Annotated in this window: 22 protein-coding genes; 12 read left to right on the top strand and 10 right to left on the bottom strand. The window is 71.0% G+C overall.

What is annotated here, in order from left to right; translation table 11 throughout:
• Positions 1-51: 51 nt before the first annotated feature.
• The 6 genes from AB0H21_RS09990 (at position 52) to AB0H21_RS09965 (ending at position 7,060) form a co-directional block, all read left to right on the top strand.
• Positions 52-1,485: an FAD-binding monooxygenase gene (locus AB0H21_RS09990; protein WP_358514049.1), complete on the top strand. Its 1,434-nt coding sequence runs from the start codon at positions 52-54 to the stop codon at positions 1,483-1,485.
• A gap of 153 nt (positions 1,486-1,638) precedes the next feature.
• Complete coding sequence (locus tag AB0H21_RS09985) at positions 1,639-2,361, top strand: ABC transporter ATP-binding protein (RefSeq protein WP_358514047.1); 723 nt, start codon at positions 1,639-1,641, stop codon at positions 2,359-2,361.
• Positions 2,358-3,095, top strand: a complete 738-nt coding sequence (locus AB0H21_RS09980) for an ABC transporter permease (protein WP_358514045.1) — start codon at positions 2,358-2,360, stop codon at positions 3,093-3,095. The genes AB0H21_RS09985 and AB0H21_RS09980 overlap by 4 nt, the downstream gene beginning before the upstream one ends.
• Positions 3,096-3,240: 145 nt before the next feature.
• On the top strand, positions 3,241-3,441 hold the full coding sequence (locus AB0H21_RS09975; RefSeq protein WP_358514043.1) for a DUF397 domain-containing protein: 201 nt from the start codon (positions 3,241-3,243) through the stop codon (positions 3,439-3,441).
• 311 nt (positions 3,442-3,752) lie between these two features.
• Entirely contained in the window at positions 3,753-5,699 is a 1,947-nt protein-coding gene (locus tag AB0H21_RS09970; RefSeq protein WP_358514041.1) for a VWA domain-containing protein, read from the top strand.
• A complete protein-coding gene (locus tag AB0H21_RS09965) occupies positions 5,696-7,060 on the top strand; it encodes an extracellular solute-binding protein (protein WP_358514039.1) in 1,365 nt (454 codons plus the stop codon). Before AB0H21_RS09970 ends, AB0H21_RS09965 begins: the two co-directional genes overlap by 4 nt.
• Before the next feature lie 108 nt (positions 7,061-7,168).
• Here AB0H21_RS09965 and AB0H21_RS09960 read toward each other — a convergent pair whose 3' ends face one another.
• On the bottom strand, positions 7,169-7,399 hold the full coding sequence (locus AB0H21_RS09960; protein WP_358514038.1) for a hypothetical protein: 231 nt from the start codon (positions 7,397-7,399) through the stop codon (positions 7,169-7,171).
• A 43-nt stretch (positions 7,400-7,442) separates the two neighbouring features.
• A complete protein-coding gene (locus AB0H21_RS09955; protein WP_358514037.1) occupies positions 7,443-7,871 on the bottom strand; it encodes a CBS domain-containing protein in 429 nt (142 codons plus the stop codon).
• A 177-nt stretch (positions 7,872-8,048) separates the two neighbouring features.
• Between AB0H21_RS09955 and AB0H21_RS09950 the strand changes: the two genes are divergently transcribed.
• Positions 8,049-9,449 carry an aminopeptidase P family protein gene (locus AB0H21_RS09950; protein ID WP_358514035.1) on the top strand — a complete coding sequence of 467 codons (1,401 nt, stop codon included), beginning with the start codon at positions 8,049-8,051 and terminating at the stop codon, positions 9,447-9,449.
• 36 nt (positions 9,450-9,485) lie between these two features.
• On the opposite strand, the gene AB0H21_RS09945 is transcribed toward AB0H21_RS09950, so the two are convergent.
• Both AB0H21_RS09945 and AB0H21_RS09940 read right to left on the bottom strand, forming a co-directional pair.
• Positions 9,486-10,673, bottom strand: coding sequence for an acyl-CoA dehydrogenase family protein (locus AB0H21_RS09945; RefSeq protein ID WP_358514033.1), 1,188 nt, complete (start codon positions 10,671-10,673; stop codon positions 9,486-9,488).
• A gap of 15 nt (positions 10,674-10,688) precedes the next feature.
• Positions 10,689-12,911, bottom strand: a complete 2,223-nt coding sequence (locus AB0H21_RS09940) for a thiamine pyrophosphate-dependent enzyme (RefSeq protein ID WP_358514031.1) — start codon at positions 12,909-12,911, stop codon at positions 10,689-10,691.
• 165 nt (positions 12,912-13,076) lie between these two features.
• On the opposite strand from AB0H21_RS09940, the gene AB0H21_RS09935 reads away from it, so the two are divergent.
• Positions 13,077-14,003: a LysR family transcriptional regulator gene (locus tag AB0H21_RS09935; protein ID WP_358514029.1), complete on the top strand. Its 927-nt coding sequence runs from the start codon at positions 13,077-13,079 to the stop codon at positions 14,001-14,003.
• 96 nt (positions 14,004-14,099) lie between these two features.
• Positions 14,100-15,245, top strand: a complete 1,146-nt coding sequence (locus AB0H21_RS09930; RefSeq protein WP_358514027.1) for a Glu/Leu/Phe/Val dehydrogenase dimerization domain-containing protein — start codon at positions 14,100-14,102, stop codon at positions 15,243-15,245.
• A 111-nt stretch (positions 15,246-15,356) separates the two neighbouring features.
• On the opposite strand, the gene AB0H21_RS09925 is transcribed toward AB0H21_RS09930, so the two are convergent.
• The 6 genes from AB0H21_RS09925 to AB0H21_RS09900 form a co-directional block, all read right to left on the bottom strand.
• Positions 15,357-17,267, bottom strand: coding sequence for an ABC transporter ATP-binding protein (locus AB0H21_RS09925; RefSeq protein WP_358514025.1), 1,911 nt, complete (start codon positions 17,265-17,267; stop codon positions 15,357-15,359).
• Positions 17,264-18,154 carry an ABC transporter permease gene (locus AB0H21_RS09920; protein ID WP_358514023.1) on the bottom strand — a complete coding sequence of 297 codons (891 nt, stop codon included), beginning with the start codon at positions 18,152-18,154 and terminating at the stop codon, positions 17,264-17,266. The genes AB0H21_RS09925 and AB0H21_RS09920 overlap by 4 nt, the downstream gene beginning before the upstream one ends.
• Positions 18,151-19,185, bottom strand: a complete 1,035-nt coding sequence (locus AB0H21_RS09915; RefSeq protein WP_358514021.1) for an ABC transporter permease — start codon at positions 19,183-19,185, stop codon at positions 18,151-18,153. Before AB0H21_RS09915 ends, AB0H21_RS09920 begins: the two co-directional genes overlap by 4 nt.
• On the bottom strand, positions 19,185-20,774 hold the full coding sequence (locus AB0H21_RS09910) for an ABC transporter substrate-binding protein (protein ID WP_358514019.1): 1,590 nt from the start codon (positions 20,772-20,774) through the stop codon (positions 19,185-19,187). The genes AB0H21_RS09915 and AB0H21_RS09910 overlap by 1 nt, the downstream gene beginning before the upstream one ends.
• Positions 20,775-20,859: 85 nt before the next feature.
• Positions 20,860-22,221 (bottom strand): serine hydrolase domain-containing protein, encoded by a 1,362-nt coding sequence (locus AB0H21_RS09905; protein WP_358514017.1) that lies wholly within the window; start codon positions 22,219-22,221, stop codon positions 20,860-20,862.
• On the bottom strand, positions 22,218-23,195 hold the full coding sequence (locus AB0H21_RS09900; protein WP_358514015.1) for a membrane dipeptidase: 978 nt from the start codon (positions 23,193-23,195) through the stop codon (positions 22,218-22,220). Before AB0H21_RS09900 ends, AB0H21_RS09905 begins: the two co-directional genes overlap by 4 nt.
• Before the next feature lie 85 nt (positions 23,196-23,280).
• On the opposite strand from AB0H21_RS09900, the gene AB0H21_RS09895 reads away from it, so the two are divergent.
• The 3 genes from AB0H21_RS09895 to AB0H21_RS09885 all read left to right on the top strand — a co-directional run bounded on the left by AB0H21_RS09895 (position 23,281) and on the right by AB0H21_RS09885 (position 25,948).
• Positions 23,281-24,246 (top strand): N(4)-(beta-N-acetylglucosaminyl)-L-asparaginase, encoded by a 966-nt coding sequence (locus AB0H21_RS09895; protein ID WP_358514013.1) that lies wholly within the window; start codon positions 23,281-23,283, stop codon positions 24,244-24,246.
• Positions 24,243-25,067 carry a M55 family metallopeptidase gene (locus tag AB0H21_RS09890; RefSeq protein WP_358514011.1) on the top strand — a complete coding sequence of 275 codons (825 nt, stop codon included), beginning with the start codon at positions 24,243-24,245 and terminating at the stop codon, positions 25,065-25,067. Before AB0H21_RS09895 ends, AB0H21_RS09890 begins: the two co-directional genes overlap by 4 nt.
• Positions 25,068-25,144: 77 nt before the next feature.
• On the top strand, positions 25,145-25,948 hold the full coding sequence (locus tag AB0H21_RS09885; protein WP_358514009.1) for an SDR family oxidoreductase: 804 nt from the start codon (positions 25,145-25,147) through the stop codon (positions 25,946-25,948).
• Positions 25,949-26,097 lie beyond the last annotated feature (149 nt).

The raw sequence follows: 26,097 nt of genomic DNA, 5'->3' as shown, positions 1-26,097 counted from the left end.
ATGCTGAATCGACGGCAGGCGTCGGACTATGGGGGCCGGAAAGTGGCGCGGATGGCGGGAACGCGGGCGGTCGTGCTCGGGGGCAGCATGGCCGGGTTGCTGGCCGCGCGGGTGCTGGCCGAGTTCTACGACAAGGTGACGATCGTGGAGCGGGACGTCCTGCCGCGCGAGGCCGCGCAGCGGCGGGGCGTGCCGCAGGGGCACCACGTGCACGCGCTGCTCGCCCGGGGCGGGGAGGTGCTGGACGAGCTGTTCCCGGGGCTGACCGCCGAGGTGGTCGCCGCGGGCGCGCCCGCCGGGGACCTGCTGGGCGGGATCCGCTGGCTGCTGTCGGGCCACCGGATCAGCCGGGTCGACATCGGCCAGCCGGTGCTGTTCCCGAGCCGTCCCCTGCTCGAGGCGCACGTACGTGCGCGGGTGCTGGCGCTGCCGGGCGTACGGCTGTGCGACGGCCACGACATCGCGGGGCTGACCACCACCGCCGACCGCCGGACCGTCACCGGCGTGACCATGCGGGGGCCGGGCGGCGAGCTGCGCGGCATCCCCGCCGACCTGGTGGTCGACGCCTCCGGGCGGGGCTCGCGCACGCCGGTGTGGCTGGAGAAGCTGGGGTACCGGCCGCCACGGGTCGACAAGATCCACATCGGCGTGGGCTACGCGTCGCGCGCGTACCGCCTCGCGCCGGACGCGCTGCGCGGCGACCGTCTCATCCTGGCCAACTGGACCCCCGAGCACCCCCGCGCCGCCGCCGTGTCCGCGCAGGAGGACGGGCGGGTCCTGGTCACGCTGGCCGGGCTGCTCGGCGACCATCCGCCGACCGACCACGACGGCTTCCTCGCCTTCGCCGAGAGCCTGCCCTTCGACGACGTCCACCGGTTGATCGTGGACGGCGAGCCGCTCACCGATCCGGTCGCCATCCAGTACCCGGCCAACGTGCGGCGGCGCTACGAGAAGCTGTCGCGCTTCCCGGACGGGCTGCTCGTGCTCGGCGACGCCATCTGCGGGTTCAACCCGATCTACGGCCAGGGGATGACGGTCGCCTCCCTGGAGGCCGCGACCCTGCGCCGGCTGCTGTCCGGCGGGCGCGCGCCGGGCTGGAAGGCATACTTCAAGGCGGTCGCCAAGGTGGTGGACGTCCCCTGGGGCATCGCCACGGGCACCGACCTGGCCTTCCCGGGCGTGCGCGGGCGCCGTACGCCGAAGGTGCGCCTGGTGAACGCCTACCTGCCCCGGCTGCACGCGGCGGCGGTCGTCGATTCGTCGCTTTCGTCGGCGTTCGTCCGCGTCACCGGCCTGCTCGACCGCCCCGAGGGCCTGCTCCGCCCGGACCGCCTGCTCAAGGTGCTGCGCAAGCACCGCAAGGCCCCCGCGAGCGCCCTGCCGGCGACGGCCGTCGCGTCCGGCGAGCCGACAGGTGTCGCATCAAGCGAACCTGCGGCCCTCGCGTCCGGCGAGCCTGCGGTCGGCGCCGAGACTCCGCGCTGACGGACCTCGATCGCGGGCTCGCCCCGAACGCCCTGCCGGGCTCCCGGCAGGGCGTTCTTCCGTTATCGCTCGCCCCCTTGTCGGCCTTCGCGATCTCAACTACCTTGATTTCATCACTCGTTGAGTTTGTCCGCCAGGGAGTCCGTGGTACCTATGGAACCCGCGATCGAGGTTCGTGATCTCGTGGTCGAACGTGGCAGGCGCCGCGTTCTGCACAGTTTGAGCTGTTCCATCCCGCGCGGCAGCGTCACCGGGCTACTCGGCCCGAGCGGCAGCGGGAAGACCACCCTCATGCGCGCCATCGTCGGCGTGCAGACGGTGAAGTCGGGCACGGTCACCGTGCTCGGCATGCCGGCCGGGTCCGCCCCGCTGCGCGGCATGATCGGGTACCTCACGCAGGCGCCCAGCGTCTACGCCGACCTCACGGTCCGCGAGAACGCCCGCTACTTCGCCTCTCTCTACAAGGGCGTCACGGCGGACGACGCGGACGCAGCCGTGGCCGGCGTCGGTCTCGCCGACGCCGCCGGGCAGCTCGTCGGCGCCCTGTCCGGCGGGCAACGCGCCCGCGCGTCGCTGGCCTGCGCCCTGGTCGGCCGGCCGACGGTGCTGATCCTCGACGAGCCGACGGTCGGGCAGGACCCCGTCCTGCGCGACGAGCTGTGGCGGCGCTTCCGCGCGTTGACCGCCCAGGGCACCACCGTCCTGGTCTCCAGCCACGTGATGGACGAGGCCGGCCGTTGCGACCGGCTGCTGCTCATCCGCGAGGGGCGGCTCATCGCCGACGACGCGCCGGGCGCGATCCTGGCCGGGACCGGCACCGCCGACCTGGAGGCCGCCTTCCTCCACCTGATCCGCGCCGAGGCGGTGGCCTCGTGAACGCGCGCATCCTCGCCGCCACCACGGCGCGCATCCTGCGCCAGCTCCGCCACGACCGGCGCACCATGGCGCTCCTGGTCGTCGTGCCCGTCCTGCTGCTCGCGCTGATCTACTACATGTTCCAGGACGTGCCCGGCGTCTTCGACCGCACCGGCCTGGTCATGCTCGGCGTCTTCCCGTTCACGATCATGTTCCTCATCACCAGCATCGCGATGCTGCGCGAGCGCACCACGGGCACGCTGGAACGGCTGCTCACCACGCCGATGGGCAAGCTGGACCTGCTGTTCGCCTACGGGCTCGCGTTCGGCGTCGCCGCCGCCGTCCAGGCCTCGATCGCCTCCGCCGTCGCCTACTGGCTGCTCGGGCTCGACACCTCGGGCGCGGTCGGTCTGGTGATCCTCATCGCGATCGCCAACGCCGTGCTCGGGGTCGCCCTCGGCCTGCTGTGCAGCGCGTTCGCCCGCACCGAGTTCCAGGCCGTGCAGTTCATGCCGATCGTGGTGATCCCCCAGATCCTCCTGTGCGGCCTGTTCGTCCCCCGGGACCAGATGGCGGGCTGGCTGGAGGCGATCAGCGGCGCGCTGCCGATGACGTACGCCGTCGAGGCCCTCCAGGAGGTCGGCGCGCACGCCACGGCCACCGGCACCCTCTGGCGCGACTTCGCGATCATCGTCGCCTGCGTCATCGTGACCCTGACCCTCGCCGCCGCCACCCTCCGCCGCCGCACCGCCTGAACCACCACACCGCGCAGAGGCGCCCGCTCGCCTGTACGCGGTCATCAGCAGCCGTCCCGCGCATCGTTCATACGATGCCGGGGCGGCTTTTCATTTCCTATCCTGAGCGCGTATCCCTCCAAATGATCGAGGAAGCGAAGCTGAAATGGACCTGAGTAATGCGGTATGGCGGAAGTCGTCGCGCTCGTCCGGGAACGGCGGGCAGTGCGTCGAGGTCGCGGGCAACGGGCGTGGGAGCGTCGCGGTCCGCGACAGCAAAAACCCCCACGGGCCCGTGCTCCTCTTCACCCCGGGCGAATGGCGGGCGTTCCTCGGCGGCCTGAAGGAGCAGGAGGGCGGTCAGTAGGAGGCCGCGCGAGCGAGGAGGGCATCCAGAATCGCCACCCAAGAGGGGATTAATCCTCCTATTTGCGGTGATCGTACATACGTTTTCAGGCGTCCATAACGCGGCTTCCGCATCGCGTGTTCGGCGATCACGACATACCGTGTAAGAAACGGTCGGGGGGAGCGTTCGGATGTCGGGCAAGCTTATGTAGTGCGAGGGACGGGAACCCGTCGATGGGCAGCAGAGCACCGGCCGGAGCCGGTACGGGGGCACCAGAGCATCGCCGGTCAGGGCAGCGTTCCTCGTCCCCGTTGAAGAACACGATCGTGGGAATGCTCGCTGCTGCGGTCATCGCGCTCCCGGCCTCCGCTCCGCTCAACGAGGTGCTTCCCCGTGTGCTGCTGATGGCCGGGCTGGCCGTTTCGGTCGGTATATTATCCGTCGTCGCCGAATGGATATCCGCGCTGCCGGGCCCCGGCCCGCTGGCCCGCGCGGGGCGTTATCTGGCCGCGGTCCTGGGTGTGCCCGCGAAAATCCTCACCGTTCTGTTCTCCGCCTGCGCGCGGCTCTGGAAGCGTTCCCCCGCCGGGATGGCGTCCGCGATCGCGGTGACCATACTGGCCGCGAGCGTCATGTACGTCCTGCGGAATCCGTGGTGGGCGCCGTGCCCGGTGCCTCGGGAGATTCCCGTGGCCGCGTCGAGCGAGACCGCGCCCGCCGTCCGCCGGGTCGCCGACACGTACGCCCGCGTCAGCCGCGACTGGCGAGGCTGCCGCACCGCGCACATCACGGTCACCGCGCCGCAGTCGGCCGCCGCACTGCGCGCCCAGTTGTCCGGAGGCTGGGTGGCGAAGGCGCCGGGACCTCGTCCCATGCTGTGGATCGCCGACTCCCCGGCCGAAGTGGCCAAGGTGAAGGACGCCAAACCCGTCGGACTCGGCACGGCCGTGACGGTCGCCACATCCCCGCTGGTCCTCGCCGTCCCTGAAGCCACCAGAGACTTCATCGGAAACCTCGACCCAGGAGCTCTTGGGTGGAAGCAACTGATCGAGACAGTGCAGTCGCGGCCCGTGCTGCGCCCGTACCCGTCCACGTCCAACACGGGTCTGCTGGCGACCTCCGGAATGTACGAGAGCCTCGCGGTTCCCAAGCGGAGCAGCGAACGCGCGACGCTGGAGGCCCAGGTCTCCCAGGATGTCGGCCCGGCCGAGGACATCTACCAGGTGATGTGCCGGTACCTTGATGCCGACGGCTTGTCCGGTGACCCTATACCGGCGCTGATCATGACGGAGCAGCAGCTTTACGACTTCAACAAGGCACGGAGGAAGGCCGACGGCGGCCTTTGGACCCGGTCCGACTGCACCGGCCTGGCTTCGGAGTCCGGCGCCGCCTCCACCTTGTACCCGTACTACCCGAAGGGCGGGCACGCGCTGAGGTACCAGTGCGTCCCGCTGAACTGGCCGGACCGACCGGAGCGTGGCGACGACCTGCGATCGGTGCTCGAGCGGTTCTGCGGGCAACTGGCCGACGACCTCACCGCCTTGGGCTTTCGCGACGCCAAGGGCGACCTTGGCAAATTGGACCAGGCTGATGAGCTCCTCAGAAACGCCGTCGTGACTCCGGACTGGCCACAGGAACCAAAGAACCCCAAGGAACCCAAGGCCATCGACACGGCGTTGGACCTGGTCGGCAAGCCCGGCCTCGGCGACCACCTTCTCCTGGTCATGGACGTCTCGGGCTCGATGAACAACAAGCTCAACTCCACAGGCTCGCGGCTCGAAGGCGCCGTCAACGCCGCAAGGGAGATCGTCACCCACATGCCCGGACGGCTCTCCACCGGTTTGTGGACCTTCCCCGACGGCCCCGGCGGCGCCAGGGCCGGACACGCGGAACCCCTGCCGCGCACCTTCATCACCGACGACGGTGCCAGGCTCATGAACCTGCTGAACCCCGCAGGACTGACGACCACGTACGCCGACGGCTCGCTCCGAAAGATCGTCAGTGACGGCGTCCATGACCTGCGCGGCGAACACCACCGGCGGGTACTAGTGATCTTCACCGACGGCGGGCGTCCCGACGGTCTCACGTCCCGGGACCTGGACGAACTGCGGGGGGTCGATGTGGTCGTACTCGCCTTCGGGGGCCCGGGTTGTGCCAAGCAGGCCATTGCCGAACTGATCAAGAAGAAGCTGGTCAGATGCCACTCCGTCAACGTCTCCTCCGCGGACGAGGCGCTCAACTCGGTCAAGATCGAGCTCTCGACCCCGGTGGCACCGTGAGAGCAGGCAAGGACAGCGGCGCGGCGCGCACGAAGAGGCGGGCGGTACTCGCGGCGCTCCTGCTGACCGCCTCGGCCTGCACGGGCTCCGGCCCGGCGAAGAAGGACGGATGCGTGCTGACCATAGCCACCGGCGTGGACGTCTCCGGCGGAGTGCGGCAACAACTGCTCGACGAGTGGAACGCCGTCCCCGGCCACCTGCACGCGTGCTTCCAGCCGATCTCAGCGATCGCCGACGACCAACACAGCGAGATGGTGAGCGCCGCCCAGGCCGGCGGCATCGTCTATAACATCTACAACCTGGACATCCAGTGGATCCCCGAGTTCGCCGCCGGCGGCTACCTGGAGCCCCTCGATGAGGGCCGGCACGAGCCGCACAAGGGCGATGTGCCCGACAAGGTGTGGGAGGCCGGGTCATTCGACGGGGTGCAGTACGCCGCGCCCTTCAACGCCGACGTCCCGCTGCTGTACTACCGCACCGGCGGCCCGCTGACCGGCGCGCCGAAGGACTGGGCCGCCATGAAGGCGGACGCGGGCGCGTACGCCGCTCGGCCGGGCGTCGAAACCGTCCTCGCCGTGCAGCTCAAGGAATACGAAGGCTTGGTGGTCAACGCGCTCGAGGCGGTCTGGGCGTCCGGCGGCGAGTGGGTGGACGACACCGGTCAAGTGGTCATCGACAGACCGGACGGGCGCGCGGCGCTGAGGGCGCTCATCGAGGCGGTGGATCCGTCCCAGGAACCGCGCAAGCCGCTCATCGCGCCGCGCGCCCTCGCGGACGCCGAGGACGACTCGCTGACGCGGTTCAGGCAGGGGCACGCGGCCTTCATGCGGAACTGGGCCTACGCGTACGAGGTGCTTTCCGGGGAGGAAGGCACGTTCTCGGCGGCGCCACTACCGTGGCCGGGCGTGCTCGGCGGGCAGTACCTGGCCGTCGCGGCGCACCAGAACTCCGAACATCGCGACCAGGCGCAGGAACTCGTCGCCGCGCTGACCGGCACCGATGCCGCCGGTAGTCTTTATCATTGCGGCGGCTTCGCCCCGGCCAGAAGATCCGGCTTCGAGAAGAAGGCGGAGTGCCGCCCTACCTGGCCGCGACCCACCGGCACGCCCTCGGCGGACACCCCCGGGCAGAAGGTCTCCGAGATCGCACCGGCCGGCATCCTCAAGGAGGCGCTCGACAAGGCCCGGCTGCGCCCGCGGACGCCGTACTACACGCAGTTCAGTAAGGTGCTGCAGGAGCAACTGCACGAACTGATGCTCTGCCACGCCCACGACCGCATCGACTGCGACAACGCGGACACGTTCGCGGAAAAGATCGCACCACAGCTCAGGCAGGCGCTGAGCGGACGCGTCTCCCAATGATCATGCTTCGGGCCGCGAACGCATCCCGCCGCGCCCGGCGGCCGGCGGTCAGGGGCGATCACGGGCATCCGCCGACCGCCGGAGCCCATCACGTGCGTTCACCGGCGGTCAGGGCCGGTCACGGGTGTCCGCGCGGAGGAGGCGCTCCGGGCGGTCCTCCCTTACGGAGGTGACGCCCGGGAGGGAGGCGAGTGTCTTGGCGGGCGCTCCGTCCGGGAGGACCACGACGACGCGGGCGGGCGGGAGTTCCCGGACCAGGACGGCGCCCGGGATCTCGGCCAGGCGGGCGCGGAACTCGGCGGCGGGGACCGAGATCCCGACGATGTAGGCCCTTCTCACGGACGCCTCTCGCGGTGTCCCGCGCACGGCCTTCCTGCCACGCTCACCCGTGCAGGTAGTCGACCAGGTAGGCCTTCTCGGCCTCCAGCTCTTCGATGGCGCTCTTGACGACGTCGCCGATGCTCACGATTCCGGCGAGGCGGCCGTCGGTGACCACGGGGACGTGGCGGACGCGATGGTCGGTCATGGTCTGGCGCAGGTCGCCGGCGTCGGCGTCCGGCGTGCAGGTGCGGACGGGGGTGGTCATGATGGAGGACACCGGCTCGGTGAGGACGACGGGGCCGCGCTGGTGGAGGTGGCGGACGACGTCGCGCTCGGAGGCGATGCCGAGGATCGCCATGCCGTCCTCGGACACGACGGCGGCGCCGATGTTGTGGCCGGAGAAGATGGAGAGCAGTTCCGTTACCGTGGCCTGCGGGCGGACGGTCACCACCGTGCTTCCCTTGCGCCGCAGGATCGCGCTGATGAGCATCGACATCACCTCGTGATGCTGGGAACCCGGAGAGTACCTGTGACTTCCCCACCTGATGTCATCGTTAAGCGTTCCGCCCGGTAAAGCCGCACGGGTAGGGGGGCCGTTCCGGGTCGGCCCGAAGCCCCGGGGCGGTGAGTACCATGCCACACACCATCGTCTCCCACGAGGACCGCAATGAGCGAACACCTGAACACCGGAAGCCACGACCTGCCCGTCTCCGACGCGCTGGCCGCCTTCATGACCACCGGCTGGGAGGACACCGGCCGCGCGGGCCTCACGCCGTCGCCCCTGGCGGCGTACACGGCCAAGCGGCGCGCCGCGCTCGTCCAGCGGTTCCCCGGCGAGCGGCTCGTGATCCCGTCGGGCACGCTCAAGGTGCGCAGCAACGACTGCGACCACCGCTTCCGCCCGCACAGCGCGTACGCCTACCTCACCGGCGGGCAGGAGCCGGACGACGTGCTGGTCATCGCGCCGTCGGGCCAGGCCACGCTGTTCACCCGCCCCCGCTCGCCCCGCTCCGCCGAGGGCGAGGCCGGGCAGGAGTTCTACCGCGACCGCAGGTACGGGGAGTTCTGGGTCGGCGCGCGTCCCACGCTGGAGGAGGCCGAGGCGCTCCACCAGATCGAGTGCGCGCACCTCGACCGGCTGCCCGAGGCGCTGACCGGACCCGCCCGGGTGCTGCGCGGCGTGGACGCGTCCGTGGACGCGCGCGTGCCCGAGCAGGAGGGCGACGCCGAGCTGGCCACGTTCCTGTCGGAGATGCGCCTGATCAAGGACGAATGGGAGATCGCCGAACTCCAGCACGCGGTCGACGCCACCGCCCGCGGCTTCGAGGACGTCGTGCGCGCGCTGCCCCGGGCACTGACCCACCCGCGCGGCGAGCGCTACGTCGAGGGCGTCTTCGGCCTGCGCGCCCGGCTGGAGGGCAACGCCACCGGCTACGAGACGATCGCGGCCTCGGGCGCGCACGCCTGCGTGCTGCACTGGATCCGCAACGACGGCCGCCTGAACCCGGCCGAGCTGCTGCTGCTCGACGCGGGAGTCGAGACCGACGACCTGTACACCGCCGACATCACCCGCACCCTGCCGCTGTCCGGCCGCTTCAGCCCGGTCCAGCGGCAGGTGTACGAGCTGGTGTACGAGGCGCAGAACGCCGGCATCGCCGCGCTGCGGCCGGGGGCGCGCTTCCGCGACTTCCACCGGGCGGCGATGGCCGTGATCGCCGAGGGCCTGCGGGACTGGGGCGTGCTGTCCTCCGCCGAGGACGACCTGTACCGGCGCTACACCCTGTGCAGCAGCGGGCACATGCTCGGCCTGGACGTGCACGACTGCGCCAAGGCCCGCGCCTCGCAGTACCTGGACGGCGTGCTGGAGGCGGGCCAGGTGCTCACGGTCGAGCCGGGCCTGTACCTGCAGCCGGACGACCTGACGCTGCCGCGGGAGCTGCGCGGCATCGGCGTGCGCATCGAGGACGACCTGCTGATCACCGAGGACGGCGCCCGCCTGATGTCCTCGGCGCTGCCCCGCCGCCCGGACGAGGTCGAGTCCTGGATGGCCGCGCTCGCCGAACGCTGAGGCGGGTCACCGGGCGCCGCCGGTGCCCCTCCACACCTAGCGGAACGCCGGGATCCCCGTCATCGCCTGACCGACCACCAGGGTGTGCATCTCGGTCGTGCCCTCGTACGTCAGGACCGACTCCAGATTGTTCATGTGGCGGATGACCGGGTACTCCAGCGAGATCCCGTTGGCGCCTAGGATCGTCCGCGCAGCGCGGCAGATCGTCAGGGCCTCCCGGACGTTGTTCAGCTTGGCGAGGCTGATCTGCGCGGGATGCAGCGTGCCCGCGTCCTTGCGGCGGCCGAGGTGGAGTGCCAGGAGAAGGCCCTTCACATATTCGACGTTCATGTCGGCGAGCTTCTGCTGGGTCATCTGGAACGCGGCGAGGGGACGGCCGAACTGCTCACGGGTGCCCGCGTAGGAGAGCGCCGACGCGAGGGAGGAACGGGCCGCGCCGAGGGCGCCCCAGACGATTCCGTAGCGTGCCTCGTTCAGGCAGCTCAGCGGGCCCGCCAGGCCGCGGGCCTCGGGGAAGGCGCAGACGTCCGGGACGCGGACGCCCTCCAGGATGAGTTCGCTCGTCACGGACGCGCGCAGGGACATCTTGTGGCTGATCGCGGGGGCGGAGAAGCCCGGGGTTCCGGTGGGCACCGCGAATCCCCGGATTCCGTCGGCGGTCTGCGCCCAGACCACGGCCACGTCGGCGACCGACCCGTTGGTGATCCACATCTTGCGGCCGTCGATGACCCAGTCGCCGCCGTCGCGGACGGCCCGGGTCCGCATGGCCGCCGGGTCGGAGCCGCAGTCAGGTTCGGTGAGGCCGAAGCAGCCGATCAGGTCGCCGGAGGCCATGCCCGGGAGCCACCGCTGCCGGGTCTCCTCCGTGGCCCAGCGGTGGATCGCGTACATGGCCAGGGAGCCCTGGACGGACACCAGGGAGCGGATGCCCGAGTCCACCGCCTCCAGTTCCAGGCAGGCGAGTCCGTAGTCGGTGGCACTCATGCCGGGGCAGCCGTAGCCATCCAGGTGCATGCCGAGGAGCCCCAGGGCGCCCAGTTCCCGGGTGAGTCCGCGGATGTCAGGGATCGCGCCGTCCTCGTACCACTGGGCGATGTGCGGTTGGATGCGGCGCTCGCACAGGGTCCGTACGGAGGCGCGCACCTCCTTCTCCTCCGGGGTCAGCAGGTCGTCGATCCCGGCCAAGTCGAGGGGGGCGGGCTGCGGCGGGCGGGCGGTCTTCACGGATCTCCTCCGGGGTCAGGGGGCGGGGTGCCGGGCCAGGGCGATGGCCGCGGTAACGATGTCGTCCTCGGACAGCAGGACGTGGTCGGCGGCAGGTCCGAGCGGGATGAAGCTGTCGGTGCCGGTGACCCGGGCGATCCGGCCGGGGTGGCCGCGGTCGAGGAGGGTGGCGACGACCTGCTCCGAGACGCCGCCGCTGCGGCGGGTCTCGTCGACCACGAGGATCCGGGTGTGTTCCCCGGCGGCGGCGAGCAGGGCGTCCTCGGGGAGCGGCGCGAGCCACTGGAGGTCCAGGACGGCGCAGTTGACGCCCTGTCGGGCGAGCGTGGCCGCGGCCCGCAGGCTCATCCGTACGCCGTTCCCAAAGGTGACCAGCAGCAGGTCCCGGCCGTCGCGCACCGGGCGTACGCGTCCCAGGGCGCACGTGTCGTCGTTCTCCCAGGCCGTGGGGGCGGGGTAAGGCGCCAGCCAGGCCGCGTCGCCATCGAACAGGTCCCGCTGGTGGTACAGCGCGATCGGTTCGAGGAACACACAGACCCGGCCCTCGGTGCGGGCGAGGGCCAGGCAGTGCCGGAGGAGTCCTCCGGCGGAGGCCGGATGGCTGGGTACGGCGAGGACCAGTCCGGGGATGTCCCGGAGGACGGCGAGGGAGTTGTCGTTGTGGAAGTGACCGCCGAAGCCCTTCTGGTACGCGAGGCCCGCGATCCGGACGACCATGCCGTTCTCGTACTGCCCGTCGGAGAAGAACCGCAGGCCGGCCGCCTCGCCGCGGAGCTGGTCCTCGGCGTTGTGCAGATAGGCGAGGTACTGGATCTCGGGGACGGGGAGGAATCCGGCGAGTGCGGAGCCGAGGGCGATGCCCAGGACGGTCTGTTCGTCGAGGAGGGTGTCGAAGACGCGGTCTGGGCCGAAGGTCTTCTGGAGGCCGCGGGTGACGCCGTAGATCCCGCCCTTGCGCGCGACGTCCTCCCCGAAGACCAGGGTGTCCGGGAGAGCGGCCATCGCGTCCTTGAGGGTCGCGTTGATGGTCTGGGCGAGTGTCTGCGGGGGCTCCTGTTCGGGGAGCCGGGCACGGAAGACGTCGGTGCGGCCGGGAGCGGCCCGGAGTGAGACGCGGCGGCCCTCCTCGGGGGCGGTCCGGGTAAGGGGGGCGGTGACCGCCGGGGCAGAGGTGAGGTGGTCGCGGGGGATGCGGGCGGCGGTGTCCGCGACCTCGGCGCGTACCGCGTCGTACCGGTCGAGGATGTCCGCCGGGCTCATCACGCGCAGGCGGGTGAGGGTGCGGGCGGTCGCGAGGAGAGGGTCCTTGGCGTATTCGGCCTGGATCTCGCGGCGGGACCGGTAGGCGATCTCGGCGTCGGAGCCGGCGTGGCCCATGAGCCTGACGGTCTCCAGGTGGAGGACCGCCGGGCGGCGTTCGGTCCGGACGACGGCCGCCGCCTCATGGGCCGTGCGCAGCAGACGGCGGGGGTCGGTGCCCGAGCCGTGGAAGTAGTCGACGCCGGGGATGCTGCGGAGCAGGTTCTCCACCCAGCCGGCCGGGCTCTTGGTGCTGATGCCGAGTCCGTTGTCCTCGCAGACGAACAGGATGGGGAGGGGGATCCGGCGGTGGGCGCAGTACGCGGCGGCGTTGAGGGCGCCGAGGGCGGTGGAGTGGTTCGCGGAGGCGTCGCCGAAGCTGGTGATCACGACGGCGTCGGCGGGCCACGGGGAGTCGGCCCGGTGCCGGGCGCCGCTGTCGAGGGCGTAGGCGAGACCGAAAGCCCGGGGAAGGTGGGACGCGATGGTGGAGGTCTGGGGGATGACGTGGAGCGGGACGCTGCCGAAGACCTTGTGCCGTCCGCCCGAGATGGGGTCGCTGGTCGAGGACATGGCGCCGCTGAGGATGTCGTGAGCAGCGGAGGTGCCGGGAACCTGGCCCGCGCGTGCGGCGTAGAAGCCACCGGACCGGTAGTGCAGGAGGGCGGGGTCGGTGGGACGCAGGGCGAGGGCGACGGCCGCGTTGGACTCGTGGCCGGACGAGCCGATGGTGTAGAAGACCTCGCCGCGGGCCTGGAGGGCGCGGCAGGCGAAGTCCGTGTGTCGGCTGAGGAGTTGGGCCTCGAAACAGGCCAGCAGTTCCTGGCGCTCCCGGGGTGACAGGACTCCGGGGCACTGTTCCGGGACTCCGGGGTCGCGCTCGGCTCCGGCGGCGGTCTCGCGCATCCGGCGCACGAAATGCTCGTCGATGGTCTCCATGTCCACACTCCTTGGCTGCCCGTCCAGTCTGTGGCGCGGCGCCCGGCCGTGACGACCGTCCGAAGCCGCGGGCTCATGGGCCAAGCACCAGCGATGCTTGCTCTTACCTGTCCACCGGGGCGATGATCGGTGGGGCATGCGACGGCGGAGGAGAGGACTCGAACCGTGATCAACCCAGTGCATCTGCGGACCCTGGGGGCCGTCGTACGGACCGGTTCGTTCGCGACCGCGGCGAGGGAGCTGGGGTACACCTCGTCGGCGGTCTCGCAGCAGATGTCGGCGCTGGAACGGGATGTACGGATGCGGCTGTTCGACCGGCACGCCCGGTCGGTCCGGCCGACCCCGGCGGCCGAACTCCTGGTGCGGCGCGCGGCGGAGGCCCTGGCCCTGCTCGACGGTCTGGAGGCCGACGTCCGGTCGATGGCCGAGGGGCGGCTGGGACATCTGCGGATCGGGAGCTTCCCGACCGCGAGCGAGTATCTGCTACCGACGGCCATCGCCGAAATCGCCCGCCGGCTCCCCGAGGTGTCCATCGAACTGGAGGAGGGCGAGCCCGACCGGCTCCTCCCCCTGGTGTCCGACCGGGTGCTCGACCTCGCCCTGGTGTACGCGTACGACACCGTGCCCCGGGCCTGGCCCCGGGAGGTGCGGCGGACCACCGTGTCCAGCGAGGACCTGGTGCTGATGGTGCCGGACGATCACCGCCTGTCCGAATCGGCCGCGCTGGACGATCTGCGGGAGGAGTCCTGGATCTCGACGACCGTGGGCACGGGCGGGTCGGCCTGTCTGCACCGGCTGTGCGGCGCCGAGGGGTTCGTGCCCAAGGTCGACTTCCGTACCAACGACTACGACGTCGTCCGAAGCCTCGTCGCGGCCGGGCTTGGGGTGGCCCTGGTGCCCCGGCTCGGTGCCCAGCCCGGTCCGGGGGTCCGGGCGGTCCGGCTGCGGGACTGCACGGCGCGACGGCAGGTGATCGCGGTCCGGCGACGCGTCGATCCGAGTCCCGCGGTGGAGCTGGCCCTGAGCACGATCGTGGAGGTGGCCCGGCGGCGGATGCCGAAGCCCGGTCCGAACGAGGGCAAGATCTGCTGAGTCTCGGCGGACCGACTGTCGTCCTCCGGGGCCTGCCGTCCGCCGCGTACGTCCCGCAGGGTGGGAGCCATTGATCCGACGGAAGGAGGCGGACCCGTGGCCCGAGACACCCTGGAACTGATGGACGCGTGGGGACCGGAGAAGGTGGTCTGTGTGTCCGACCGCCGAACCGGTATGCGCGGCGTCCTGGTCATCGACAACACCGCCCGCGGCATGGGCAAGGGCGGCACCCGGATGAGCCCGGACCTCGACGTCGAGGAGGTCGCACGGCTGGCCCGGACGATGACCTGGAAGTGGGCGGCCTGCGACCTGTTCCACGGCGGTGCCAAGGCGGGGATCCTCGGTGATCCGACGGCGCCCGGCAAGGAGGGCGTGCTGCGCGCCTTCGCCCGCGCCCTGGCGAACGAGGTGCCCGGTGAGTACGTCTTCGGCCTGGACATGGGGCTGAGCGAGGAGGACGCGGCGGTCTTCGTGGACGAACTCCGCGACCGCGGGGTGGCCGTCGGTCTGCCCGCGAGCCTGGGCGGACTGCCGTACGACCGGCTCGGGCTGACCGGGTTCGGGGTCGCGGAGGCCGTGGACGCGGCGGCCCGGGAGCTGGATCTGCCGCTGCACGGAGCGCGCGTGACCGTCCAGGGGTTCGGGGCCGTCGGCCAGGCCGTCGCGGAACGCCTGGTCGCGCTGGGGGCCGTGGTCGTCGCCGTGTCCACCGCCCGGGGTTCCGTGACCGACCCGGACGGCCTGGACATCGCGCGTCTCGTGGCCGCCCGGGATGAGTACGGCGAGGACTGCGTCCTGCACTGCGGCGGCGGCACGGACACGGAGACCGCCCTGACCGCCGACTGCGACATCCTGGTCCCAGCGGCCCGGGAGGACCTCATCGGCGAGGAGGTGGCCACGCGGACGACGGCCCGGCTCGTCGTGGAGGCCGCGAACCTGCCGACCACCCCGGCGGCGAAACGCGTCCTCTTCGAGCGCGGGATCATGGTCGTCCCGGACTTCATCGCCAACGCCGGGGGGATCGTGGCCGCGGCACACTCCATGGAGGCCCGGCGCTCGCCGTTCACCGTCGACCCGGGCACGGTCCGGGAGATGATCTCGGAGCGGATGCGGGCCAACACCGCCCAGGTCGTCCGGGAGAGCCTGACCCGTGCCCTGGCCCCCCATGACACGGCCAGGGCTCTGGCCGAGGAGCGGGTCCGCGCCGCGATGCGGGCGCGCGGTCAGTGCCCGGACCGCTGACGGACCGTCACGGGAGCAGCCCCGCGCGGAGGGTGTCCATGCCGACGTTCCCGAGCGCTAGGGCCTCCCTCGGCGAGGGCGTCGATGGCGGTGGGGACGCGGGCGGCGGGTTCAGTCATCGCGCCGCCCGGTTCCTTCGAGCCATGCCGATTCGGCCCGGGGCGCGGAGGCGAGGAGCTGGATCGTGTACGGAGCCCGCGGGGCGTCGATCACCTGCGCGGTCGCGCCGGACTCGACCACCCGGCCCCGGTGCATGACGTACAGGCGTTCCGTCACCTGTCGGACGACGGCCAGGTCGTGGGTGATGAAGAGGTAGCCGAGGTCGTGTTCGTCGCGCAGCCGGGCCAGGAGATTGAGGATCTGGGCCTGTACGGACACGTCGAGGGCGGACACGGACTCGTCGCAGATGAGGATCTTGGGGCGGGTCGCGAGGGCGCGGGCGATCGCGACCCGCTGCCGCATGCCGCCGGACAGGGCTGCGGGCCTCTTCTGGGCGTACGCGGGGGCGAGTCCCACCTCGTCCAAAAGCCGTTCGACCTCGGCGCCGACGTTCTTGGCATCCGGCCGGTGGGTGGTGATGGCCTCGGCAAGGGTCCAGCCGACGGACCGCAGGGGGTTGAGGCTGGAGTACGGGTCCTGGAAGACGATCTGGACGGTCCGGCGGATCCGCCGCAGGTCGGACCGGCTGAGCCGGCCCCAGTCGGTGACCGGGATACCGTCGATGGCGATCGTCCCGGTGGTGGGCTTCTCCAGGCCGACCAGGATCCGGGCCAGGGTGGACTTGCCCGATCCGGACTCGCCGACGATGCCGACGCTCTCGTGCTGCGCCACCGTGACCGAGACGTCGTCCAGGGCATGGACCGGCCCTCCCCCGGCGCCGGTGAACACCTTGGAGATCCCGACGCCGGACAGCACCGGTTGCTTCTCCGGGGTGTCGTCGGAGAAGGGGAGGTCCTGGCCGGCCCGTTCCCGCAGGCGTGTCATCTCGGTCCGGGCCGCCGTGAGGCGGGCGCAGGCCGACCAGCGGCCGGGGGTGATCTCCAGCAGGGGCGGGGTGCCGTCCTGGCAGACGTCCGTCGCCCACGGGCACCGGGAGACGAACACACAGCCCCCGGCGACCTCGTCCGGTGCGGGGACCGAGCCCGGGATGGACACCATCTCGCCGACGCGCCGGTCCACCGGGGGTTCGGCGAGCAGCAGGGCGTTCGTGTACGGGTGCAGCGGTTCGGCGTCGATGTCCGCGGCGCGGGCGCTCTCCACGACCGAGCCCGCGTACAGGACGTGCAGCCGGTCGCACATGGCGAAGGCGACGCGCAGGTCGTGGGTGATGAGGATCAGGGCCATGCCGCGGTCGGCCTGGATGCGTTTGATCAGGGACAGGATCTCACGCTGGGTGGTGACGTCCAGGGCGGTGGTGGGTTCGTCGGCGATCAGGATGCGGGGGTCGCCGGCGAGGGCGGCGGCGATACCCACGCGCTGCCGCATTCCGCCGGACATCTGGAAGGGGTAGCGGTCGACGACGGTGGCGTCGTCGATGCCGACCTCGCGCAGCCGGCGGACGGACTCCTCGCGCAGGGCCCGGCGGCCGGTCACCCCGCCGTGGCGGCGCAGCGAGGCGCCGATGATGTCGCCGCAGGTCGCTATGGGGTTGAGCATGGTGAACGGGTCCTGCATGATCATGCTGATCTCGGTGCCGCGTACGGTCCTGCGCCAGGCGCGCTCGGACAGTCCGAGCAGGTCGCGGTCGCCGTAGCGCACCTCGCCGGTGGCCGTCAGCCCCCGGGGCAGGAGGCCCAGGACGGCCCGCATGGTGATCGACTTGCCGCTGCCGGACTCGCCGACGACGCCGACGGTCTCGCCCGCGGCGACCTCCAGACCGACGCCGGAGACGACGGTCCGGGGGCCGCCGGGGCCCTGCCGCTCGACCCGGAGGCCGCTGACCGACAGGAGCGGCTGACGGGTGTCCTGGGCCGTGGTTCTCATGCCGGTCCCCTCGCTGTGGCCATCGCTGTGCTGCGTCATGCCGTGCCTCCTCGGGCGGAGAGCCGTTCGTAGATGCCGTCTCCAGCCAGGTTCATCGCGGTGGCGATGACGACGATCATCACGCCGGGCGCGAGCGCGGCGAGCGGCTGGGTGAAGAGGAGGGCCTGGTTCTCGGCGAGCATGAGGCCCCAGTCCGGTGTGCCCGGCGGGACGCCGAGTCCGAGGAACGACATGGCGGCGAGCACGCCGACCGAACTGGCGAACACCAGGAAGGCGTTGGCGATCGATACCGGCAGGACGTTGGGCCAGATGTGCCGCAGGACGATCCGCCGGTCCGGCACCCCGAGCACCTTGGCGGACTCGACGTATGGGCGGGGCACCTGTTCCAGGGTCGCCCCGCGGACCACGCGGGTGTCGAACGGGGCGGTGAGGACGACGAGGATGGCGACGGTCGTCCAGTACCCGGCGCCGAGGGAGCCCGCGAGGACGATCAGCACCAGCAGGGCCGGGATGGACCACATGACATCGACCCAGCGCATGACGAGCCCGTCGATCCGTCCGCCGCGGTACCCGGCCCAGAGGCCCAGGAGGTTCCCGAGGAGGAAGGATCCGGCGGCGATGACCAGGGGGCCGACGAAGGCGGACCGGGCTCCGGCGACGACCCGGGAGAGGGTGTCGCGGCCCAGGACGTCGGTACCCAGCCAGTGCTGGGCGGAGGGCCCGTCCGCGATCCGGGAGAGGTCTTGGGCGGCCGGGTCGTGCGGGGCGATGGCCGTTCCGACGACGGTCAGGAAGACGACGACGCCGATGACCACGAGCGACAGTCCCGTGACCGACCAGCGCGGCAGGCGCCGCCGGCGCTTCCCGGCGCTCTCGTTGTCCCGGGGCCGGGCGGCACGGGTGTCCCGTTCGTACGACGTGGTCATGACCGGCCTCCCAGACGGACCCGCGGGTCCGCCAGCATGTAGACGATGTCCGTCAGCAGAGCGGTGAGCATGATGGCCGCGGCCGTCAGCAGGGCGACGGCCTGCATCACCGGCAGGTCCTGTGCCCTGGCCGACTTGACGAGCATCTGGCCGATGCCCTGGACGGAGAAGGTCACTTCGACGAGGACGGCGCCGATGACGAGGCTCGACAGGATGAATCCGCTCATGGTGATCACTGGAATCGCGGCGTTGCGCAGCGCGTGGCCGAACAGGACCTGCCACAGGGACAGTCCACGGGCGCGGGCGAAGACGATGAAGTCCTGGTCGAGCACGCGGATCATGGCCGACCGGGTGTGCTTGACGACATAGGCGCAACTGGTGAGGGCGAGGGTCAGGGCCGGGAGGGTGAGGTGCCAGACCCGGTCGAGGAATCCCCCACCGGCGCCGAAGGCGGGGAACCAGTTCATGCGGACGGCGAACGCGTAGAGCAGGGCCGTACCCAGCACGAAGGTGGGGGCGGACAGGGCCACGACGGTGCCCGCGACGGTGGAGTGGTCGAGTGCTCTGCGGTGCTGGACCGCGGAGAGCACGCCGAGCCCGACGCCCAGGACCATGGTGAGGACGAAGGCGTACAGCCCGAGGAACAGAGAGGTGGGCAGCCGGGAGGAGAGTTCCGTCGAGACGGGCAGCGAGGACTGGATGGAGGTGCCGAAGCGGAGCCGCGCGGCGTCGCTCGCCCATGCCCAGTACTGCTGGAGGAACGGTTCGTCGAGGTGGTACTGCCGGTTCAGGGCCGCGACGGTCTCGGGGCTGCGGGGTGTGGTGCCCAGCAGAAGGTCGACGGGGTTGCCGGGGGCGAGGTGGAGCAGGGAGAAGACGGCGAACGACACCACGACCAGCAGGGCCGCGATGGCGGCGAGCCGGCGCAGGATCACGCCGAGGAGGGTCAGACCGAGCCGGCCACTCCGTGCGGTACCGGGGCCCGTCTTCACGGGGGACGTGGTCGTGTCGTCCAGTGCGGGGAGCATCATCAGGCGGCCCTCAAATCCAGTGCCCAGGGTCCGTTGTTGCGCCAGGAGGCGGTGTACGCGGGCCAGGTGAAGTCGGTGGACAGCGCGTAGGTGCTCTCCAGGAAGAAGAGCGGCACGAAGGGCACCTGTTCGGCGTACTCCTTCAGCAGTTCCGTGTAGTAGGTCAGCCGTTTCGCCGGGTCGGAGGTGGCGAAGGCGGCGGCGATGAGTCGGTCGGAGGTTTTGCTGCCGTAGTTGGTGGAGTTGAAGTTGCCCGGGGTGGCGTTGGCGCTGCCCAGGGAGTAGTTGAAGGCTTCACCGGGGTCGGAGGAGACCGCGCCGAGGATGGAGAAGGCTGAGTGGATCTTCTTCCGGTCGCTGCCGGTGGCTTCGGCGATGTCCATCTCAGGCGAGTTCACCTTGAGAGTCGCGCGGATGCCGATCTTCTTCAACTGGGCGACGACCGCCTGGCCGACGGTGCTGGCGTACTGCCCGTAGTCCGCCACGGCGATGGTCACGTCCACGCCCCGCGGATACGCGGACTTCGCCATCTCGGCCTTGGCCTGGTCGAGGTCGTAGGGGTACGTCGGCACCGAGTCGAGGGCGTCCTCGATCTGCTGCTCTGTTCCGAGGGGCTGGAGGAGGCCGGGGCTGAGCAGGGTGTCAGCGGGTTCGGCGTAGCCGCCGTACGCGTTGATGAGGGCCTTCTTGTCGAGTGCGTGGGCGACGGCCCGGCGGAGGTGGACGTCGTTCCAGGGGGCCACGAGGACGTTCATGCCGAACTGCCCCTGGTCGCCGGAGCCGGGGACGGTGGCGAGCTTCACCCCGGCGGTCGAGGCGAAGGAGCGGCTGTCCGACGGGAAGGCGAGGTCGACGGCCTTGGCGCGGAAGGCGAACGCCTGGCTGGTCTCGCTGTCGAAGAAGGTGAAGGAGATCTTCTTGATCCGGACCTTCTCACCCCAGTAGCGAGGGTTGGCCTCCAGGTCGGCGCCGGTCGTGGGGTTGAAGTCGATGAGTTTCCACGGTCCGGTCCCGACGACTCCGGTGCCGGGCCGGCCGAAGGTGTCCTTGTTCTTCTGGTAGAAGCTCTTGCTGAAGATCCCCAGGGAACTGCGGGCCAGGACGCCTTCCCAGGCCGCGTTGGGCTCGGTGAGGGTGACTGTCAGGGTGTGGCGGCCGGTGGCGGTGATGCTTTTGAGGGTGGCGGGGAAGTTGTAGGCGTTGGTGGAGCCTTCGCTGCGGTAGTAGTTCAGGGAGAAGGCGACGTCCTCGGCGGTCAGTTCGTGGCCGTCGGTGAAGGTGACGCCGTCGCGCAGCGTGTAGACGTAGGTAGTGGGGTTGGGGGTGGACCAGGACTCGGCGAGCCACGGCCGTAGTTTCCCGGTCTTGGTCCTCGTCAGCAGCGGTTCCATGACGAGTCCGCCGACCCCGCTGCCGTATCCGGAGTTGTTCTTGTTGTAGTCCAGGGTGGAGACGGGTGTGGAGGCGACCCGCAGTTCCTCCACGACCCCCGCCGCGCCGACGCGGCTGCCGGTGCCGGGCGAGCACCCGACGGCCATGACGGTGACGAGACCCGTCAGGATGGCTACGACCGTGGTTCTGTTGGCCATGGCGTTGTCCTCATGTTCTCCAGACGTGCACGACATGTTCTCCAGATGTGCACGACATGGGTGGGGGGTTCCGGGACGGTGGTGGTCACCGGAGGGCGGCGCGGTGGGCGAACCGCAGCCACCGGATGTCTCCGCGGTCGTCCGTCAGCAGGGTCGCGGTCGTCTGCCGTCGCTGCCCCGGCGAGATGAGCAGGGTGCGGTCGGTCACGGGCCGGACGGGGGTGGTGTGGATCCCCTGGACGGTCGGGGGGTCCGGGTTCTCCAGCCACTCCCCGAGGACGGAGCTGTCCAGGACGAGCCCGTCGTCCTCACGCCGGAGGACGTAGCGGTCGAGCCGGGTCTCGTACGTCCCGGTCCAGTCGTCCGTGCCGATGTCCACTACGGCCTCGGTCTCGGCCTCGGGGGGCTTCTCGCGCACCCCGGCATAGGTCCGGGCGATCCGGTCCAGGATGCGGCGGGCGGTGACCGCGCCGCCCGATCCGTTGGTGAGGACCGCGACGGCCAGTTCGTGGGACGGCATCATCGCGAACAGGGCGGGCTGGCCGTTCGCCCCGCCGCCGTGGTGGACGATCCGGTCGGGGCCGTCGCCGTCGATCCACCAGCCGAGGCCGATCTCGGGGGTGTCCTCGGCCGGTCCTGCCGGGCGCTGTGCCGCCAGGCGCAGGGAGTCGCCGAGGACCTGACCGCCGTACAACTGGAATTGGGCGTACCGCATCAGGTCCTCCGCACTGGCGACCACCCCGCCCACGGGGTTGGCGCTGCGGGGCATGGCCCAGGGGCGGGCGACGACGGTGCGGCCCTCGTGCCGGGTGTGGCCGACGGCGAAGCCGTGGTGCAGGACGTCCTCGGCGAAGAAGCAGGCGCTGGTCATGCGGAGGGGTCCGAAGAGTTCCCGCGCGACGGCGTTCTCGTACGTGGTGCCGTGCAGGGTCTCGACGATGCGGCCCAGGGGATAGAAGGCCGCGTTGTTGTACGACCACATGCGTCCGCGCGGAGTGACTTGGCGCAGGGTGGCCATGTGGTGGACGGTCGCGGCGAGGGCGTCGTCGCCCCGGCCGGTGAGGTCGAAGAAGTCGCCCTCCCAGCCGCAACTGTGGGTCATGCAGTCGCGGACGGTGACCTGTGCCGAGACGGTGTCGTCGGCGACGGTGAAGCCGGGCAGGTGGGCGCGGATGGGATCGTCCAGGTCCAGGGCGCCCCGCTCGGCGAGTTGCAGGAGGGCGGTCACGGTGAAGGTCTTGGAGATGGACCCGATCTGAAACAGGGTTTCGCCGTCGACCGGCCGGGGGTGCGGGACGCTGGTCACGCCGAGGCCGGTGGTCGCGGTGCGCCCGGCGTGGAGAACGCCGAGGGCCAGTCCGGGGACGTCGTCGGTCTCCATCTCCTGGCGTGCGTAGGTGAGGAGGGCCGGGTCGAGGGTGCCGTCGGGCATGATCGGTCCGGTCATCGTGGCCACATCCGCTCGAAGAGGCGCATCCAGTTCTCGCCGAGGACACCGCGGATCTCGGTCTCGGTGAACCCGCGTTCGTCCATGCGGTCCGCGAGGGCGCCGATGGTCCGGGGAGTGGTGATGCCGGCCGGGTAGTTCCACGGTGGCGGCGGATAGTTCTCCGCGGACCAGGCGCCGGAGTCGATCATCTCCTGGTACTCGGCGGTGGTGATGGTGCAGTAGTCGAGGCCCAGGCCGACGTGTCCGCTGCCGACCAGGGAGTCGATGTGCACGATGTGGTCGATGAACTGGTCCAGGGTCGGCGCGGGGTCCGGGGAGACGAAGGCGGGGAATCCGTTCATCCCGAGGACACCGCCGGACGCGGCGATGCCCCGGATGATCGCGTCGGGCAGATTGCGCCGGTGGGCCTTCACAGCGTGGGCGTTGGAGTGCGAGGCGATACAGGGCGCGGTGGACACCTCCAGGGCCTCCGCGCAGGTGCGCCAGCCGGTGTGCGCGAAGTCGACCAGGATCGCCGTCCGGTTCATCTCGGCGATCATCCGGCGGCCGAGGAGGCTCAGACCAGCGTCCGAGGGCTCCTCGCAGCCGTCGCACAGGGGATTGCGCCGGTTGTACGCGAGTCCCATCATCCGGATCCCGAGCCGCTGGTACACCTCGACGAGATCGGGGTCGTAGTCCAGGGGGCGGGTGGACTGGAAGTGCAGGAGCACACCGAGCCGGCCGTCGCGGTGGGCCGCGCGGATGTCCTGCGCGGACCGGACCTGGGTGAGCCGGGGGTCGTTCCGGATCATCCGGTAGGCGGCGCCCAGCGCGGCGACCGCGCCGCCCGGGTTGCCGCCGCCGACACTCAGCGCACACGCGGAGAATCCGCCGTCGATCCAGTCCGGGTAGCCCTGGACCCACAGGTCGGGCGGGCAGGTCGCGTCGATGATCAGAGCGTCCTTCCAGCCGGACGTCCCTTGATTACTCATGCGAGTAAGGTGTAATACCCTAGCCCGAAGGGTGTCAAGCAGATCTCTCAGGAGGATTGAGAGACGACCACGTGAAGGAGATGGCATGTCACCTCGTTCCGCTTCCACTCCCCCGGTGGTGATCGGCAGCGAGCGCAGCGAAGTGGGCCTGCCCGCCGCCATGGCGATCCTGGCGGACGGGGGGTCGGCCCTCGACGCCGTTGAGGAGGGCCTGCGCCGCTGCGAGGACAATCTGTCCGACCACTACGTGGGTACGGGCGGTCTGCCCAACGCCCGGGGGGTGGTCGAGCTGGACGCCTCGGTGATGGTGGGGTCCACCCGGCGGTTCGGAGGGGTGGGAGCGGTCAAGGACTTCGCCCATCCGATCTCGATCGCCCGCGCGGTGCTGGAGCGTCTGCCGCAGCACAGCCTGCTGGTGGGCGAGGGCGCCGAACTGTTCGCGGAGGAGAACGGCTTCACCCGCAGCGATCTGCTGACCGAGGAGTCGAAGGCGCTGTGGCTCAGTACGCTGGAGCCGTCGCCGGAGTCCGTGGAGGGCGAGAACACCCGCGCGAAGGCGGGTGACCAGCACTACCGGGAGACCGTCCGGGAACTGGTCGAGCGCTTCGCCCCGCACCCGGGGCCCTGGGGGACGATCAACATCCTCGCCCTCGACTCGACGGGCGAGCTGGTCGTCGGTGTCTCCACCAGCGGCTACCCGTGGAAGTACCCGGGCCGGGTCGGCGACTCGGCGCTGCCGGGGTCCGGGAACTACGCGGACGCCCGCCATGGCGGGGCCGCCTGCACCGGCCGGGGCGAGCTGAGCATGCGGGCCGTCGGCGCGCACAGCATCGTCGCCTCCCTGCGCGCCGGGCTCGGCCCCGCCGAAGCCTGCCTCGCGATGCTGAAGGACGCCGCGTCCCTCCCCGACGCGTTCCGCGCCGAGCTGCGGTGCCTGGCCCTGACCCCCGACGGCCGCCACGGCGCCGCCGCCGGGATGGAGGGCTCGGTCTACGCGGTGATGACGGCCTCGTCCACCGAGCCGGAGATGCACCCCCGGAGCGTGCTGTGAAGGTCTTCATCTCTTCCGACATGGAGGGCACGGCCGGGCTGGTGGACTGGGACCAGTGCTCGCGGAACGGCTCGCAATACGCGTACGCCGTCGAGTTGCTGACCGCCGAGATCAACGCGGCCATCGAGGGCGCGATCGACGCGGGGGCCACGGAGTTCCTGGTCAACGACGCGCATTCGGCGATGACCAACCTCCGGCCGGACGCCCTCGCCGGACGGGCCCGGTACCTCTCGGGCCGGTACAAGCCGATGTACATGATGGAGGGGCTGGACGGCACCTTTGACGCCGTCTTCCTCGTCTCGTACCACGGGTCGGCGAGCAGCCACGGCTCCGCGCTGTCGCACACCTACTACTCCCCCGCCATCGCCGAGGTCCGGATCAATGACGTCGTGGCCGGTGAGTCCGGGGTCAACGCGCTGGTGGCGAGCGCGTACGGGGTGCCCGTCTCGCTGGTCACCGGTGACCAAGTGACCGCCGAGGAGACCCGGCGCTTTTGTCCGGGGGTGCAGACCGCCGTGGTGAAGCGTTCGGTCAGCCGATACGCCGCCGACTCGCTGCACCCGTCGGTCGCCACCGAACTGATCCGTGACCGGGCGAAAACGGCGATCGACCGGCTGGGCCGTACCCCGGCACCGGCGTTCGACAGCTCCACGGACCTCACGGTCACGTTCCGTTCCAGCGACTACCTCGAACTGGCCTGCCGTATCGAGGGTGTCCGTCCCGCGGCCGGCCTGTCCGCGCGGATCACCGCGCCGGACCCGCTGGAGCTGTACCGCCGGTTCGTCACCGTGGTCTTCCTGTGCCGGAGCCTGCCGGGATGAGCAGGACGACCACGACGGCCCGTACCCCCGCCCCGTACCAGCCCGCTTGTCCCCGCACGGAAGGTGACCGCACCGCGATGAACCGACTTGACGACAGGGTGGCGATCGTCACCGGGGCGGGCAACGGGATCGGGCGGGCGATCGCCCACCGGCTGGCCGCCGCGGGCGCCTCGGTCGCGGTGTCCGACGTGTCGGAGCCCGACGCCGGGAAGGTGGCGCGGGAGATCGGCGAGGCGGGTGGACGCGCGATCGCGGTCCGCGCCGACGTGGCGGACGCCGCGCAGGCCGAACACCTGGTGGCGGCCACGGCCGGGACCTGGGGACGGCTGGACATCCTCGTCAACAACGCGGGGGTGGGCGGCCCGAAGGGGCGGCTGCACGAGGTCGAGCCGGCCGACTTCGACCGCGTCCTCGACGTGAACCTGCGGGGCACCTTCCTCTGCTCGAAGTACGCCCTCGTCCACTTCCTGGACCAGGGAGACGGCCGGGTCGTCAACATCGCCTCCACCTACGGCCTCATCGGCGCACCCCAGGCGCCCGCCTACTGTGCGACGAAGGGCGGCATCATCAATCTGACCCGCCAGATGGCCGTGGACTACGGCGGGGACGGCATCCGCGTCAACGCCTTGTGCCCCGGCTACATCGACACCGCGCTCGGGGCGCGGGGACGGCGGCTGCCGCCGGAGGCCTTCGCGGAGGCGACCGCCGTCCGGGAGGCAGCGGCCCGGCGGCAGCCGCTGGGCCGCCAAGGCACCCCCGACGAAGTGGCTGAGGTGGCCGTGTTCCTGGCGTCGGACGCCGCGTCCTTCATGACCGGGTCCGTCGTCACCGTCGACGGGGGCTGCGTCACCACGTTCAACTACGGGGAGGCCGGCAATTGACCCCGGGAGAGACGCCGTCGGGACGGCTCCCACGACGGCCACCCGACCCATTGGTACGGTTTAATACCTCACCGAGGGGCACGGTCGTACCGTACACAGACACAGAGACTCACCCCGGGCAGACCCCGCTCGCGGGTCTCTCCCTCCAT

It is taken from the genome of Sphaerisporangium sp. NPDC051011 (genome assembly GCF_040653595.1).
Lineage (GTDB): Bacteria > Actinomycetota > Actinomycetes > Streptosporangiales > Streptosporangiaceae > Sphaerisporangium.
The sequence above is the reverse complement of the archived record's forward strand: the minus strand, read 5'-3'. Positions and strand labels throughout refer to the sequence as shown.